Origin of the sequence: Flavobacterium sp. K77 (genome assembly GCF_021608205.1) — a bacterium.
Classification (GTDB): Bacteria; Bacteroidota; Bacteroidia; order Flavobacteriales; family Flavobacteriaceae; genus Flavobacterium; species Flavobacterium turcicum.
Map to the genome: position 1 here is coordinate 181,956 of NZ_JAKIHO010000006.1, position 16,122 is coordinate 198,077.

General features: G+C 34.7%; 12 protein-coding genes. 2 read left to right on the forward strand and 10 right to left on the reverse strand.

The window, feature by feature from the left end:
* The first annotated feature begins 7 nt into the window (after positions 1–7).
* Positions 8–1,012 carry a PorP/SprF family type IX secretion system membrane protein gene (locus tag L1S34_RS12045; protein WP_236364220.1) on the forward strand — a complete coding sequence of 335 codons (1,005 nt, stop codon included), beginning with the start codon at positions 8–10 and terminating at the stop codon, positions 1,010–1,012.
* 142 nt (positions 1,013–1,154) lie between these two features.
* Here L1S34_RS12045 and L1S34_RS12050 read toward each other — a convergent pair whose 3' ends face one another.
* The 5 genes from L1S34_RS12050 to clpB all read right to left on the reverse strand — a co-directional run bounded on the left by L1S34_RS12050 (position 1,155) and on the right by clpB (position 9,697).
* Entirely contained in the window at positions 1,155–1,544 is a 390-nt protein-coding gene (locus tag L1S34_RS12050; RefSeq protein ID WP_236364221.1) for a hypothetical protein, read from the reverse strand.
* Between the two features lie 173 nt (positions 1,545–1,717).
* Positions 1,718–1,972 carry a hypothetical protein gene (locus L1S34_RS12055; RefSeq protein ID WP_166133875.1) on the reverse strand — a complete coding sequence of 85 codons (255 nt, stop codon included), beginning with the start codon at positions 1,970–1,972 and terminating at the stop codon, positions 1,718–1,720.
* 243 nt (positions 1,973–2,215) lie between these two features.
* Positions 2,216–3,091: a DUF808 domain-containing protein gene (locus tag L1S34_RS12060; RefSeq protein WP_236364222.1), complete on the reverse strand. Its 876-nt coding sequence runs from the start codon at positions 3,089–3,091 to the stop codon at positions 2,216–2,218.
* Between the two features lie 462 nt (positions 3,092–3,553).
* Positions 3,554–6,835, reverse strand: a complete 3,282-nt coding sequence (locus L1S34_RS12065) for a YCF48-related protein (RefSeq protein WP_236364223.1) — start codon at positions 6,833–6,835, stop codon at positions 3,554–3,556.
* 258 nt (positions 6,836–7,093) lie between these two features.
* A complete protein-coding gene (gene clpB, locus L1S34_RS12070) occupies positions 7,094–9,697 on the reverse strand; it encodes an ATP-dependent chaperone ClpB (RefSeq protein ID WP_236364224.1) in 2,604 nt (867 codons plus the stop codon).
* 142 nt (positions 9,698–9,839) lie between these two features.
* Between clpB and ytxJ the strand changes: the two genes are divergently transcribed.
* Entirely contained in the window at positions 9,840–10,229 is a 390-nt protein-coding gene (gene ytxJ / locus L1S34_RS12075; protein WP_236364225.1) for a bacillithiol system redox-active protein YtxJ, read from the forward strand.
* A gap of 153 nt (positions 10,230–10,382) precedes the next feature.
* On the opposite strand, the gene L1S34_RS12080 is transcribed toward ytxJ, so the two are convergent.
* From L1S34_RS12080 to argB, 5 genes are all read right to left on the reverse strand, one after another.
* Positions 10,383–11,546, reverse strand: a complete 1,164-nt coding sequence (locus tag L1S34_RS12080; RefSeq protein WP_236364226.1) for a hypothetical protein — start codon at positions 11,544–11,546, stop codon at positions 10,383–10,385.
* Positions 11,530–12,531 carry a DUF2157 domain-containing protein gene (locus tag L1S34_RS12085; RefSeq protein ID WP_236364227.1) on the reverse strand — a complete coding sequence of 334 codons (1,002 nt, stop codon included), beginning with the start codon at positions 12,529–12,531 and terminating at the stop codon, positions 11,530–11,532. The genes L1S34_RS12080 and L1S34_RS12085 overlap by 17 nt, the downstream gene beginning before the upstream one ends.
* Before the next feature lie 133 nt (positions 12,532–12,664).
* On the reverse strand, positions 12,665–13,945 hold the full coding sequence (gene argH, locus L1S34_RS12090) for an argininosuccinate lyase (protein WP_236364228.1): 1,281 nt from the start codon (positions 13,943–13,945) through the stop codon (positions 12,665–12,667).
* A 190-nt stretch (positions 13,946–14,135) separates the two neighbouring features.
* Positions 14,136–15,206, reverse strand: a complete 1,071-nt coding sequence (locus L1S34_RS12095; protein WP_236364229.1) for a M20 family metallo-hydrolase — start codon at positions 15,204–15,206, stop codon at positions 14,136–14,138.
* A 78-nt stretch (positions 15,207–15,284) separates the two neighbouring features.
* Positions 15,285–16,070, reverse strand: a complete 786-nt coding sequence (argB, locus tag L1S34_RS12100) for an acetylglutamate kinase (protein ID WP_236364230.1) — start codon at positions 16,068–16,070, stop codon at positions 15,285–15,287.
* Positions 16,071–16,122 lie beyond the last annotated feature (52 nt).

The window sequence follows — 16,122 nt, forward strand, 5'->3', positions numbered from 1 at the left end:
TTGTAGAATGAATTTTAAATTTTTTATTACCACTGTTGTTACTGCTTGCTTTTTTGCGACAAGTACTGCACAAGATCCTGTTTTCACACAATATTTTTTGGTTCCTGAAACACTAAATCCCGGTTTTACAGGTTTTATGGAAACAACTTACATGGGTATAATTCACCGTGAACAATGGCCTGATTTGGCTTTAAAAATTGATACAGATTATGCTTTTTTAAATACTTGGAACGAAGAAATGAGTTCTGGTTTTGGAATTAGCATTTTGAATCAAAGAGAAAATGCCAGTAATTACACGTTCACGCAACTGAATGCCAACTATGCTTATCGTGTCCAAATTAGTGATAATTGGCAATTTCGACCAGCTATAGAGGCAGGTTTTGGCTTTAAATCATTTGCATTTCAAAACTTACTTCTTGAAGATCAAATTAATATTAGAACAGGAATTATCAATGCTAGTTCGATTGATCCTTTGCTTAGAAACGAGAAAATTAGCTTTTTTGATGTAAGTGCAGGAATGGTTTTTAATACCGATGATATGTGGATTGGTTTATCAATGAAACATTTAAACAAGCCAAATATTGCGCTTACTCAAGATGGAAATTTACCTTTGAACACATTTTTTTCATTGAGTGCAGGATATGAATTTTTATTAGCCAATTACATTGATGTTAAATTCTTTCCATACGAAACGAAGTTGTTTTTGACGTCTAATTACATGCAACAAGGTCGCTACAATCGAGTTGATTTAGGAGCCTCTTTATTGTTTGAAAAAATGTTTTTTGGTGCCACTGCAGTGACCAATCCTGCTAAAAATGGTTTGAATAGTCAATTGCTAACTTCTGTCAATTTATTTACAGGCTTGCAATACGATCATTTAAGATTGGGCTTGGCTTATGATTTAAATACTTCAAAAATTGGTAAAACAGGCGGAATTTATGAGTTATCCTTAACCTATCAATTTAATCTGGATAAAAAGTGTTTTGGTTGTCCCAATTATACCGGACGTTAGGATTATATAGTTCTAGCGCTTTGCGAGGTTGGTATAAGAGATTCGAGATTATGGATTAAAGACAAAATTTCAAATACAAAACTATATTTTAATTCATCCTAAATTCCCAGTATTGCTAAACGCCTTTAATTTGCTGTACTTTTTACAAATAATTTTTCGTTATCAAATACATTGGCAACATTATACTCAGTATTATAAAAATTAAACCAAAAAGTCTGTCAGCAAAAAAATCTACATTTCCATTATAAAATAGTTCAAGCTGTGGAATTTTCGGATCTCTTTTTTTTCTTGCCCAAAATGCGATTAATAATATTCTGTATAGGAGAAGAGAATATAATGGACAAAACCAAATAAGTGCAAAGTTTGGTTTTCCATTTTCGGCTGATTCTAAGTTTAAGATTGCCAAAATTCCGCAAAATATACAAACACATAAAATTATTAAAAATGTTTGTCTTTCGCGTAATGCTTTTCGGCTTATGAAAAAAATTACTGGAATTAATATCAAACCAATAAAAGAGAAATCTTCGAGCATGTTTTTAGGTTTGTATTCTTTTCAGCGCAATCTTGGTAGTATAGCATATTATTATTTTTCATTTCTGATCAAAATGGAATATTTTGGCAGCTAAATACTTTGATTTTTACCTTTTAACTAGAATATTTTTTTTTAATTAGCTTGCGCTAAAGCTTGGGCTTTGGTCTATTATTTTACTCTGAATCTTGTTCACCAACTTCTTCAATTTGATCTAGTATATTGGTTTGATTGGGTGAAATGTAGTTTTTTATTTCTGTGGGAGTATCTTTTTTAAATAGTAAATCTAAAGCATTATAAAGTTTTAAAAGTACGTCTCGATCTTCTTTCGCAATGGCTACGGAGTTGTTAAAATCAAAAACATAGTTGTTCGAGTTTCGAACTTCAACTTTAATGGTTTTGGGTGTGATTTTAAATTTTACGATATCCATATTACTTTATTTTTAACGCTGATTCTCTTTTATATCTTGCTTATTCAGCAAGTGCTGTACTTTTATTTGATACTTCAAAACTACTAGAAATTTCTATAAATACAATAATCAAAAGAGGGTCTTTTTGAATAATCTTTTGTTGTATTCGAAAATAATCTTTTGAAGTTTTATTTCGACTAAAATTGCTTTCAAAAAAAAATCAGTCCGAAGACTGATTTTATAATCCGTTTATGAAGCGAACACTTAATGTGCTTTCTTACCAAAAATTTTCTTTGCTAACATTACTACGATCAAAACGGCTACTCCAAATCCTAAACCGTAAGCGAATTCCATTACAAATGCAGGAAGTGGTGTTTCAATATGGTGTAAAAATGGAATGTAGTGTGCAAATATGCCTCCTGCTACCAAAAGTAAAGCGATCGTACCAATTACAGATAAAGATTTGATGATTAGCGGTAATGCTTTGACTAATACTGTTCCGAATTTGTAAGTGAAACTTTTTTCATTGGGGTTCAATTGAATTAGTTTTAAACCTGCTTCGTCCATACGAACAATTAGCGCCACAATACCATAAACACCAACTGTTGCCAATAATGCAATGATTGACACTACTGTAATTTGTTTTGCAATAGGTTCACCAAGTACGGTACCAAGTGCAATGATTACTATTTCGACTGAGAGAATAAAATCAGTGATAATAGCCGATTTGATTTTTTCTTTTTCAAATGCGAGTATTTGCTCTTCGGTCAATTCTGCGGTAGTAATTTCTGTTTTTTCGTGTTCGTGCGGGAAAAAAAATTCGTAGATTTTTTCGGCTCCTTCATATGCCAAATACAAACCTCCCAATACCAAAATTACAGTTACCGCTGTTGGTAAAAAATAACTGAGCACAAATGCAATGGGTAAAATTATTACTTTGTTCAAGAGAGATCCTTTCGAAATGGCCCAAAGTACTGGTAATTCTCTGTTGGAAACGAAACCTGATGCTTTTTCAGCATTTACGGCCAAGTCATCGCCTAAAATTCCTGCTGTTTTTTTTGCAGCTACTTTGCTCATTACAGCCACATCATCCATCATTGCTGCGATATCATCTAATAATGCGAAAAATCCTGATGCCATAGTTCTAGTTTTTAGTAGGGCTTACACGAACTTCTTACCCGTAGTAGCCACCCTTTTGATTGTTTTGTGGTGCGAAGCTAAAACTTTTTTGCTTTAAAAAAAAGTATTAACGTTATGCTTTGTAGCAGTTTTATTCAATATTTGATGCCTTTGTTCTGAAGGGTTACGCAAATGTAAGCGACTGCTGAAAAATAGTTGTCGATTATAGCCCTGATCGTAGCGGTATCCACGGAGCGTAGCGTAGTGATTTAGCGTAGAGCAGGAGTAATCGTGATTGGAAGATAAGTTGGTGCTGCAAAAAAAATGCATCAGATTGTACTGATGCATTTTCTTATCAATTAGCTTAAATAGCTATGCTGTTTTTTGCAATTATGAAACCAATTCTGTTTGATTCCTGAATACCAATTTGCCATCAAAGGCATCGATAAGAACAATGGTGTCGTTTATTGTTTTTAATTGAACTTACTGGAATAAAATCTTTTTACTAACAGTAGTATTATCTTTAAATTGTAGTTTTATAATATAAATGCCTTTTGCATGATTTGACAGCAAAAGTTTAAAAATATTGTTTTGATTTGGATTGTTTTGAGTCATTAAAACTTTGCCTGCTATATCGATTAACTTAATACTCGATACTTCACTAAGATCATCTGTGATAATATTTACCTCATCATTCGCAGGATTTGGATATAATGTGATTAATTTAGAATCAGTCTTAAAATCATTAATGCCTAGCGTTTTTGTTGTAAATTGATATTTGTTAGAGTAAAGTTTGTTTCCGTTAAATGTGGCCACCAATCTATAATAGTAGGTTTGATTTGGTAATAAATTAGTTGATGGGGATGTTATAGTGGTAGTATTATATCCAAATGCATAGTTAGGCGAACCACTAATTGTTGAACCGTAGCTTTCTGTTAGTCCATATTCAAATTGAATATCGTCGAGCAATTTTCCATAAGCATTGATAAGTCCAACGAAATTGAAGCCAGAGTTCGTCTCGATTATTGGATTAGGAATTATAATGACATTACCGGAAGTATTAAAAACATTTTCTTTGCTATAAATGACATCAGGTCCATTTAATGCTTTAATTCTAAAATAATAATTCAGATTTGGGTCTAGATTGCTAATTGTAGCACTTACATAATTTGAAGTGTTTACAGGTATCTGATTAATAGCAGTTGCGATAGATTTTTCATAATTTATGGTTCCATATTCAAAAACTATGTTAGTAATATTTTTACTATAACTGCTTATGTAGGCTTGCAAAGTAGCATTATTTCCATTAATATCAGGATTGTATAAATTGATTGAATATTCTGCTTTTGTTTTAAATGATTTTACTGAACTGTAAACGTTTTGCCCTTTATGTTCTGCCTTAATTCTGATGTAATATGTGGTTTCTGGAAATAAATTTGTCAAATCGCCGTTAATATTTTGATTGGTATTCCCAATGACAGTAGTACTTAGTGGTAAAGTACTAAATTCAGAAAATTCATTTTTGGTGGCATATTGAAACTCAATATTAGAAATTTCATTTTCATTAGATTTTATGTTTCCTGATACTTGTGCGGTATTTGATGAATAGTTGTAAATATCATTTATTGATAATACCAAATCAGGAAGTGTTGTAAAGCTCAACATTTGACTAGAATAATCGACGTTGTTGTAAGTTCCTACTAGTTTATAGTAATATGTTGTATTTGGAGTTAAATCAGTTAGTGATGAAGATATATCCAAAGAAGTATCAAATGTTACTGAATTAAGATTTGTATTTTTAACATTCGTTAGGTATAAATTTGTTCCATATTCAAATCTTATATTTTGTAATGTTCCATCGTTCGAGGCAGCATTACCAGAAATAGTTGCTCCTTTGTTTGTTAGATTAAGAGCGGGATTAACATTTATTGCAAATTGATTAAATGAAATAGCGCTTTTTAAAAGTTTACCATTACTACTACTTACATAGAGATCTTTTTGTACTATGGCCATATCATTAGATGGTGAGCCATACGAGTTGATTAGTGTTATATTTTCCCAATTGGCACCTCCGTTAGAGGTTTTGTACAATTGTCCATAATTATCAAAAACGTAACCTACATTTTTAGAATAAAACTTTACAGTTCTGAAATCAACATAAGGAATAGTCAATTTTTCCCATGTTATTCCACCATTTTTAGTTTTATACATTGAACCGTTTTCAGCTGCAAAGTAACCGTTGTTTTCATCCAAAAAATGAATGGAATTAATGTTTTGATCTATATCAAAATTGATGGTCCAAGTACTACCTCCATCTTGAGTTTTGTATATCCTGCCACCTGAATAACCAATACGGTGCGCGTAGCCTATTTGATCATTTACAAATTGTATTTGTCCAAAACTTTGATCTAACACCTGCTGCCAAGTTGTACCTCCATCAGTTGTTTTCATTACTTTTTTTTGATTGAACCCTCCTGATACAAAACCAATGTTTTTATCGAGAAAAAAAATAGAACTAATCCCTTCATCAATAATGTCATTTCCATTGTTTAAAATTGTCCAAGTAACCCCTTCGTCAAGAGTTTTGTATACTTGTCCACCATAAGTTGAACTAGTTGTTGCATAGCCTATACTATTATTTACGAATTGAAATTTACCTGCGGATATTGATGGGTTAAGCTTTAAGGAGCTAATATTTTTCCAATTTTTGCCACTGTCCACAGTTTTAAAGAATTTATCTCCAACTGCTGCAATCCCAATGTTGTTATCAATAAACTGTATCTGTTTTATGTCGTCATAAGTAGGTGAGTTTTCAATCCAAGTTTTACCGCCATCACTAGTTTTAATAATTCTCCCCCGAGCACCAGTTGCATAACCTATGTTCTCGTCTAAAAAATGTAGTCCATACAAAGTTGAGTTGTTAAAACGTCCGTTTTGAAAACCACTCCATTTCCATGTGGTCCCACCATCTATTGTTTTGAAGATGACTCCACCATCACCAGTTATATAACCAATATTCTCATTTATAAATGAGATAGCATATATGGCATCAGAAATTCCATTTATTTTGGACCAGCTTTCTCCGCCATCAATTGTTTTGTACAAATCGCTATGTTCTTTTGTGTAAAAACCAATATTTTGATTTATGAAATGAACCATCAATAAATCTGATGGAACTATATTTGAACTCTGAGTAATGTACCAAGTGACACCCCCATCAACACTTTTTAACATTGTTCCATCATTACATGCGGCATGACCTATCAGGGGACTAACAAAAAATGTTTTATTAACGGTGTTGTTAGGGATAGTTTTCTTAGTCCAAGTTGAACCTCCATCTGAGGATTTAATAATGTTATTGGAAGATGAAATAATAATATCAGTTGCATTTAAAATATTTAATGTATTAAAATTGTCATTAAACCCTGTTTGAATTTGTGCCCATGATGTTCCACTATCAATAGATTTTAAAACATATCCATTATTTCCAACAATAAAACCTATGTTTCCATTGAAATTTAGGTCATTCGCACTGTTAATATTTTGTTTTTTTTGCCAAGAAGTTCCAGCGTCTAAAGTCTCTAGTATTTCATTAGAATTTATGATAAATCCCCTTCCTGCAGAAACAAAACGAATATCTAAACCAATATTACTACTTGGTTTTGGGTTTAACAATTCCCAATTGGTTTGTGAATTGATGTTTTGGAAAAAACAAAGACAAACGGCAAAAAATACCAATTTTAGTACTGTCGTAGAATTTTTCATGATTCTTGTTTTTTTATTTTATAAGAATAGTTTTGTAAAAGTAAAGTTTTTATTACTGATTTTTTAAAATTACTTTTAAAATTTTGTTTTAGGCGGATAAAATAGAAAGATAAAAATTTGAATTTTTTGTAATCATTTTTCAAGAAATTTCAAGGATTTTTTCTCTATGCATGATGATTTAACCAGAGTGATTTTTTTTCAAAAAAATAACACTAGCCTCTCGACCAGTGTTATACAAGTATTAAAGTTTATTTAATTTTAATCAACGAAATTGGTTTGATTCCTAAACACTAATTTTCCATCAAAGGCATCGATTAACACAATGCTATCGGTGGTAATTTTTCCAGAAAGTATCTCTTTTGAAAGCTCATTGAGTACTTCTCTTTGGATGACTCTTTTTACCGGTCTGGCTCCAAATTGCGGATCGTATCCTTTTTTTGACAAGTAATCAATTGCTTCGGGCGTTGCATCTATCGTGATTCCTTGCGCCGCTAACATTTTCACCACACTTTTTAATTGTAAACCTACAATTTGAGCGATATTAGAATGAGATAATGGCGTGAACATTACAATTTCGTCAATACGATTGATGAATTCTGGGCGAACCGTTTGTTTTAATAATCCTAAAACTTCAACTTTGGCAGCTTCGGTTGCGGCTTCAACGCTTCCGTTTAAATTATCAAATTTATCTTGAATGATTTGGCTTCCCATGTTAGAAGTCATAATTATAATCGTGTTTTTGAAATCGGCCAAACGTCCTTTGTTATCCGTTAAACGTCCTTCGTCTAAAACTTGTAACAAGATATTGAATGTATCAGGATGTGCTTTTTCAATCTCATCCAAAAGTATAACAGAATAAGGTTTTCTACGCACAGCCTCAGTTAATTGCCCGCCTTCGTCGTAACCCACATATCCCGGAGGCGCACCTACCAATCGGCTCACACTGTGGCGTTCCTGATATTCACTCATATCTATTCGGGTCATTGCGCTTTCATCATCAAAAAGGTATTCTGCTAAGGCTTTGGCCAATTCGGTTTTTCCAACTCCCGTTGTTCCCAAAAATAGAAAAGTTCCTACTGGTTTTTTCATGTCTTGTAATCCTGCACGGCTTCGTCTAACGGCATCGCTCACGGCTTGAATTGCTTCTTCTTGACCTACAACACGCAGGTGCAATTCATCTTCCAGTTTTAGAAGTTTTTCGCGTTCGCCTTGCAGCATTTTCATGACCGGAATTCCTGTCCATTTAGCAACAACTTCGGCAATATCTTCTTTGGTTACTTCTTCTTTTATCAAAGAGGTACCCGATTGATTTTCTTGTAGTTGTTTTGTCAAAGCAGCAAGTTGCTCTTGTGCTTCTTTGATTTTCCCGTAACGAATTTCGGCTACTTTACCATAATCGCCATCTCGTTCCGCTCTTTCGGCCTCGTATTTCAGGTCTTCAATTTGTGTTTTGATGATTTGAATTCCATCAACAACATCTTTTTCTGATTTCCATTTGGCAAAAATCTCGTTGCGTTCTTCCTTCAAATTAGCCAAATCTAGACCTAAAATTTTGAGCTTATTTTCGTCTTTCTCTCGTTTGATGGCCTCGATTTCAATTTCGAGTTGCATGATTTTACGATCCAAAACATCCAATTCTTCTGGTTTCGAATTGATTTCCATGCGCAATTTTGAAGCTGCTTCGTCCATCAAATCGATGGCTTTGTCCGGAAGAAAGCGGTTGGTAATATAACGCTGTGATAATTCGACAGCAGCAATAATTGCCTCGTCTTTGATTTGCACCTTATGGTGCGTTTCGTATTTTTCTTTAATGCCTCGTAAAATTGAAATGGCGCTTTCGGTATCCGGTTCCTCGATCATGATTTTTTGAAAACGTCTTTCAAGTGCCTTATCTTTTTCAAAATATTTTTGATACTCATCAAGCGTGGTAGCACCAATGGCTCGTAATTCACCACGTGCCAAGGCCGGTTTCAAAATATTGGCTGCGTCCATAGCGCCCTCGCCACCGCCTGCACCTACAAGTGTGTGAATTTCATCTATAAAAAGAACAATGTCACCATTAGCAGCGGTCACTTCTTTCACTACCGATTTTAAGCGTTCTTCAAACTCACCTTTGTATTTGGCACCAGCAATTAAAGCGCCCATGTCAAGAGAGAAAACCAGTTTGTCTTTTAAATTTTCAGGTACATCACCATCCACAATTCGGTGCGCCAAACCTTCGGCAATAGCTGTTTTTCCTACTCCGGGTTCACCAACTAGCATTGGATTGTTTTTGGTTCTTCTGGTTAATATTTGTAATACCCTTCTGATTTCTTCATCGCGGCCAATAACAGGATCTAATTTGCCAGAGCGCGCCAGTTCGTTGAGGTTTTTTGCATATTTATTTAAGGAATTATACGTTTCTTCTGCTGATGCAGAAGTTACTCTTTCTCCTTTTCTGAGTTCGTCAATAGCAGCTTTTAGTCCTTTTGAGGTAACACCTTGATCTTTCAAAATTTGAGCGACTTTAGCTTTCGATTCGAAAATAGCTAAGAGCAAATGTTCAATAGAAACGTATTCATCATTCATTTTTTTACTGATGATTTCAGCTTCGTTCAAGGTGCTGTTTGCGATGCGAGAAAGCATGATTTCGCCACCAGAAACCTTTGGAAAATTCTGCAAACTGCTATTGAGAATTTGTTGAAATAACGGAAGGTTTACGTTCAGCTTTTTTAATATAAAGGGTGCTACGTTTTCGTCTACTTCAAAAATAGCTTTTAATAGGTGTTCGTTTTCAATTTGTTGTTGTCCCAATTCTTGCGCCAATTGCTGTGCGCGTTGTATGGCTTCTTGCGATTTGATGGTAAATTTATTTAAGTTCATCTTTCGGTATTTTTAGGTTGAATTAAGTAACTTTGCGTGAGAATATTCAATTTATATTCCATTAGTAAATATACGACAAATTGACACATTAAAGCTTTTTTCGCTTTTTTAAAATGTCAAAATGTCTTAAAAACAGACAATTATGAGTTTTTTGAAGAATATTTTTGGTAGTTCTGAGAATCAAGAACAAGCCCAATCAAAAATGCAGTGGAACAATTTAGAAACAATTTCACAGCTTGATGAATTAGTGGCTTTATCACAAGAACAAGCGGTTGTAATTTTTAAACACAGCACACGTTGCAGTATTAGTCGTATGGCTTTGAAGCAATTTGAAAGTGAGTTTGACTTTTCAGATCTTGTACAACCTTTTTATTTAGATTTGATTGCATTTCGCGAGGTTTCAAATGAAATCGCAGCTCGTTTTGGAGTTGTTCATCAATCGCCACAATTAATTTTGATCAAAGAAGGGAAAGCGGTTTACAATGTTTCGCATAGCGATATCGATGCGGGAGAATTGAAAACTAAATTGTAATCATCAATTGATCATTATTCAAAGAAAAAACAACTTTACAATTCTTAAATGTAAAGTTGTTTTTTTATTTATTTATTTATTTATTTTTTCTTAGGCTGAAGGGTAATAATTTTTATTCGAAATCAATCTTTGAGATAGATAATATTTATAGATTTAATATTCTCCCGAAGCGCCACCGCCGCTGTAGCCACCGCCACCAAATTCCATCGGCGAATCGGTTGTTTGTTGATTGGATTGTGCACCACCCAATTGTGTTGAGACTATAATTTCGGCCGCTTGAAATGGAGTAGAATTACTAAAACGATCTGGCTTAAAGGTAATTCCAGTTGTTTGATTTTGTAATTTTTTGATCAAATAAAAGGTAAATCCAAATAAAATTAGTCCGCCAAAAGTTAATACCAACTCCAATGGTAAAACGCTATAGTAAAAACGAATGCTGTAAATGGAAAATGCTAATGCTGATAAACCAAGCCAAAGTAAAATTTTATTTTTTTGTTGTAACCCTTGATAGATATAACCAAAAGGTATAATAAATGTAAATAGATAGAAAAACCAAGCAAAAGGTATATCTTGACCAGGTTTGATGGTTTGCTCTAGTAAAACTACCGAGAGTTCCCGAACCACCAAATAATTCCCCGAAAGATAAAACAACAGATAGCTGTAATAACGAATTAAATCTAAATCAAATTTATAAAACGTTGAAGTATGCTGTAGCTTTTTGTTCCAAAGTAAAAAAAGGAGCAATGCAAACACCATGCTTACAATTGGTAGTATTGCTGCGATTTCAGTACCAAGGTTTAGCATTCCGTAAAAAATACTTGCCGTTGCGGCAACACAAGCTAACAGCAACATGCTACGGTGTAAATAACGCAAATAACAGAATGCGGCTGATGTTGTTACTACAATGGCTATCAAAAATTCATCTCCCGAAGTTATAATACCGATGGTAGCTGCCAAGCATATTTGAAATCCGATAATAAAAGCATCATCTAATCCATGACCGAAATAGTTTTGTCGGGCAAAAAATTCAGTTCCTGCAAGACCAATCAAGGCAAATACAAAAAATAGAACTTCAAGATGCTCTCCTGTAACTTGAAGGATTGATAACGCAAAAAATCCACAAATCGAAGAATATAAAAAACTCCCTAGTAGTAAAAATGCAATTCGTAAAAGCAAATTGTGGTTACTTTTAAAATCGGCTAACTCTATTTTAATGTTGCTGTGATGCTCTTTAGAAATAAAGCCAGTATCTTGTAATGCTTTGGCTTCTTCAAGTATGTATTTGTTTTGTAGGAGTATTTTATCGTGGGCTATCATGTGCGATTTTTTTATTGAAGTCTTTAATAACTTTTATGAATAAAACAATAGAACCTATAAAATAGCCTGGAATTATCATAAAAAACAGGCTTACTAATTCACCAAGATCAATAAGGGAAAGTAGTCTTCCAAGTAGAATGTTGCAGCCGATATAACCATATAGACAAGTAAATACAAAAAGTGAAACTGCTTTTTCCTGATAACTAAATTTGTAAAACAAATAACAAGTATATCCAAGTACAATAGCAAAAATAGGCCAATATGTTTCAACAAGCTGCGAAAGACAAGCTAATGCAATAAGGTGCAGTGCGAAAGTGAGGTACAAAAATGTAAAATGGGTTTTTAAATCGATGCGTTTGCTGTATTGCGACCAAAATAGAAGTGTAAATCCAAGTATAATTGAGGTGTAACAAAGAAAATCGGTAGCGATGGTTTCGTTATTTAGTAAAGCTAGCGGACTTACTGTAAGTCCAACTGCAGCAGCAAGTCCGCTGATGGAAAGCGATAAAATACTCTTGTTGTCGAAATAGTAAGCGCAATAAAAACCAATTGCGGTTGGCACCAATGTGGCCAAGTTGTTATAAGTTCCAAAAACTTTATATTGATATTGCAAATAGCCAAAAAACACACAAGTTAGCAACTGAGCTGCTAAAAGGAGATAATCCAAAATAGGATTATCAAAGGAAACTTCCTGCTGGTGAAAACTTTTTGCATTCTTATTACAAAAGTAAAAACAACCGATAGTCGCCATTAAAATTAATCCTAAAAGTACCGTGTGGCCAATAGTATCAATATTTTGATAAATTAGTATTCCGATACCGCTACTTATTGCCAATACTGATCCATAAAGTAACAATTTAAGTTCGTTGTGCAATGAAAATATGTTCAATTTTCGGTAGTCTTGTACTGCATCGAACTGTGATTTGTCGATTAACTTTCGATCAAAAAGGTCCTGAGTAAGTTGTTCTTGGTGGTTATGCATCATTGAAATTTACTTTTTTGTATTTCAAATATAGACATTAATTGCTAATGAAATCTTTCGGACAATTGTAAAAAAAAATCCACTCAAAGCGAATGGATTTTTAAAAGTAGTTGTGTTTGTTGCAGTAGTTGCATTTTTAAAATGTGTTGTCCATTTTTTGTTTGATCTCATCTAGGCAAAGGTTGTTGATACTGCCTTCGTGAGTGTGTTGCGTAGCTTGAGGCGATTGGTAGCTGCCGTTTTCCAATTGTTCTGCTACGGCTTTGTAGGCATCTCTAAAAGGCATCCCAGCTACTACCATTTCATTTAAAGTATCTACAGTAAACAAATAGTCGTATTTATTATCGTTCAGGATGTGCTCCTTAACTTGAATGTCTTTAATTGAAAATAAGGCGATATCTAAACAAGCTTTTAAGTTTTGAATGGCCGGAAATAGGCCTTCTTTTAAAAGTTGTAAATCACGGTGGTAACCGCTTGGTAAATTGTTGGTTATTAGCGTAATTTCATAAGGCAAAGCTTGAATTTTGTTGCATTTTCCACGAATTAATTCAAAAACATCGGGGTTTTTTTTGTGAGGCATAATGCTCGAACCTGTGGTTAAATGAGCAGGTAAACCAATAAAATCAAAATTCTGACTCATGTACAAACATACATCCATAGAAAATTTTGCCAAAGTTGCTGCTACACTGCTCATAGCAAAAGCAACACTTTTTTCTGATTTTCCTCGGCTCATTTGTGCAGCTACCGAGTTGAATTTTAAAGTTTTAAAACCCAATTCGGCAGTAGTAAAACTTCGATTGATGGGGAATGAACTGCCATAACCGGCTGCGGAGCCAAGCGGATTTTGGTCGACAATAGCAAGTGCAGCATTTAGCATACTAATATCATCAATTAAAGTTTCGGCGTATGCTGAAAACCACATCCCGAAAGAGGAAGGCATGGCGATTTGCAAATGTGTATAACCTGGCAATAGTACATTTTGATGCTGCTTAGCCAAATCCATCAACAAATCGAATAATGCTTTTACTTGGGTTTTGAAATCGGTTACGACATCTTTTAGGTACAAGTTTACATCTACAAGAACTTGATCATTACGAGAACGAGCGGTGTGTATTTTTTTACCAGCATCGCCGAGTTTTTCGGTTAGTAGGTATTCAATTTTTGAATGCACATCTTCAAAACTATCTTCAATTTCAAATTGACCAGCTTCCACATCTTTTATGATTTGTTCTAAGGCTTTGACCAAAGAGTGTGTTTCTTCGTTGCTTAATAAGCCAATGGAGCCTAACATTTTGGCATGAGCAATAGAGCCTAGCGCATCGTATTTAGCAAGTACTAAGTCTAATTCTCGGTCGTTGCCAACGGTAAAATGTTCTATTTGTTTGTCTGTAGGTATTCCTTTTTCCCAAAGTTTCATATTCGTTTTTGTTTCAGGTTTACCGTTTCGATTTGTATTTGAAAAGGTAAAATAGTTTTTTATTCGTGTTGTTTGTAGCCCTGATTACTTCACTTGATTTCTATTTTCATAGGAGTTCAGTGAACTCCGTTTAAAGTGAAAATCCTTTTATGGCAGGGTTCGCCAAGAAAGATTGCAAAGGATAGCAGGATTAGCTCCTAAAAAAATCGCTTAGGATTTGAATGTACAATTGAATTCCTTTTTCGATTTCGTTGAGGTAAATAAATTCGTTAGCAGAGTGTGACCGCAGTGTATCGCCAGGACCAAGTTTTAAAGATTGGCAACTCAAAACCGACTGATCAGAAAGGGTAGGAGAGCCATATGTTGTTCGGCCTAGCGCAACTCCTGCCTGAACTAGCCCGTGATTTAAAGAAATAGACGAGGCGTTGAGGTGCATGGATCTTGGGGTAACTTGCGCTGTAAGATGTGCTGCTATGGTTTGTAAAATCTCTTCATTGCTGTAGCAATCATTTACTCGAATATCGACCACCAAATGGCATTCGGCGGGAACTACGTTGTGTTGTTTGCCTGCATTGATTTGCGTTACCGTCATTTTAACCGGCCCAAGAACTTCTGAAACTTTATCGAATTGAAAACTGTTAAACCACTCGATAACCGGAATGGCGTTGTAAATTGCGTTATCCGGATTGTGGTGTGCCGCATGGCTTGCTGTACCTTTTACCACAACATCAAGCACTAATAATCCTTTTTCTGCAACAGCTAGTTGCATCAAAGTTGGTTCGCCCACAATGGCGCAATCTAGTTCAGGTAAGTGTTGCAAAACGCTGTTTAAGCCGTTTTTCCCGCTGCTTTCCTCTTCTGCCGAAGCTACTATTACTAAATTGTATGGTAGGTTTTCAAGAGGGAAAAAATGTGTAAAAGTAGCCAACAACGATACCAAGCAACCTCCAGCATCATTGCTACCTAAGCCAAAAAGTTTGCCCTCTTGTTCGATTGGTTCAAATGGATCAAGGGTATAACCTTGATTGGGTTTTACCGTATCATGATGTGAATTGAGTAGTAAGGTTGGTTTTGATGCATCAAAAAAGCGGTTGTAGGCCCAAATATTATTGTTTTCGCGCTCAAAAGGAATGGCATTGGTGCGAAACCAATTTTCAATCAATAGTGCGGTTTGCTGCTCTTCGCTGGAAAAAGAAGGTGTTGCGATGAGTGCTTTGAGCAAACTGATGGCCTCTTGTGTAAGTTGTGCTGTGTTTTTCATAAGTTGGGTTGCCACAAATATGGGTTAGGAACGGTAAAAGGTTTCAATAAATTGTAAATAATACAGTTCCTTGGTGGTTTATAAGTTAATAGTGGTACAAATGGTTTTGTTGTTTTGTAACATTTGGCGTTGGCCAATTTTGATGCTTTGCACGCCTTGTTGTAAGCTATTGAAACAATTATCAAGTTTTGGAATCATGCCTGAATGTATAGCGCCTTTTTGTTTTAAGTTGGCATACAAGCTAGCGTTTAGTTGTTCAATTACCGAATCATCATCATTGCTATCAGATAGAACGCCTGCTTTTTCAAAACAATAATTTAAAGTTACCTCAAAATGAGATGAAAGTGCAATTGCCAATTCACTAGCAATAGTATCAGCATTCGTATTAAGTAATTGCCCTTGCTTATCATGTGTTATGGCGCAAAAAACAGGTACAATTCCGGTATTTACTAGTGTTTGTAGCAAACTCGAATTTACATGGGTAACATCGCCTACAAATCCGTAATCAATAGTGGGGTGATTTCTTTTTTGTGATTGAATCAAATTCCCATCAGCACCGGTAAATCCCATTGCATTGATTTGGTTGGCTTGCAATTGTGCCACAATGTTTTTATTGATTTGTCCGGCATAAATCATTACGGCAACATCAAGCATTGCGGCATCAGTGATACGTCGTCCATCAATTAAAACAGGAGTTAAGCCAATGCTCTCAGCCATTTTAGTAGCTGATTTTCCGCCACCGTGAACTAGTAATTTAAACCCTTCCATGTTTGCGAAATCGTTTAAAAACAGCGCTAATTCGGTTGGATTGTCAATGACATTGCCACCAATTTTTATTATCGTGATCGGTTTTTTATTTTCCATTTAAAAAAGGTTCTGAGGCGATAAGATACAAACCGTCTGAGGACTTATGGCC

Bases quoted from the DNA above. Each gene is read 5' to 3' on its own strand.
- L1S34_RS12045 (WP_236364220.1), top strand. From the start codon at position 8: ATGAATTTTAAATTTTTTATTACCACTGTTGTTACTGCTTGCTTTTTT.
- L1S34_RS12050 (WP_236364221.1), bottom strand. From the start codon at position 1,544: ATGCTCGAAGATTTCTCTTTTATTGGTTTGATATTAATTCCAGTAATT.
- L1S34_RS12055 (WP_166133875.1), bottom strand. From the start codon at position 1,972: ATGGATATCGTAAAATTTAAAATCACACCCAAAACCATTAAAGTTGAA.
- L1S34_RS12060 (WP_236364222.1), bottom strand. From the start codon at position 3,091: ATGGCATCAGGATTTTTCGCATTATTAGATGATATCGCAGCAATGATG.
- L1S34_RS12065 (WP_236364223.1), bottom strand. From the start codon at position 6,835: ATGAAAAATTCTACGACAGTACTAAAATTGGTATTTTTTGCCGTTTGT.
- clpB (WP_236364224.1), bottom strand. From the start codon at position 9,697: ATGAACTTAAATAAATTTACCATCAAATCGCAAGAAGCCATACAACGC.
- ytxJ (WP_236364225.1), top strand. From the start codon at position 9,840: ATGAGTTTTTTGAAGAATATTTTTGGTAGTTCTGAGAATCAAGAACAA.
- L1S34_RS12080 (WP_236364226.1), bottom strand. From the start codon at position 11,546: ATGATAGCCCACGATAAAATACTCCTACAAAACAAATACATACTTGAA.
- L1S34_RS12085 (WP_236364227.1), bottom strand. From the start codon at position 12,531: ATGATGCATAACCACCAAGAACAACTTACTCAGGACCTTTTTGATCGA.
- argH (WP_236364228.1), bottom strand. From the start codon at position 13,945: ATGAAACTTTGGGAAAAAGGAATACCTACAGACAAACAAATAGAACAT.
- L1S34_RS12095 (WP_236364229.1), bottom strand. From the start codon at position 15,206: ATGAAAAACACAGCACAACTTACACAAGAGGCCATCAGTTTGCTCAAA.
- argB (WP_236364230.1), bottom strand. From the start codon at position 16,070: ATGGAAAATAAAAAACCGATCACGATAATAAAAATTGGTGGCAATGTC.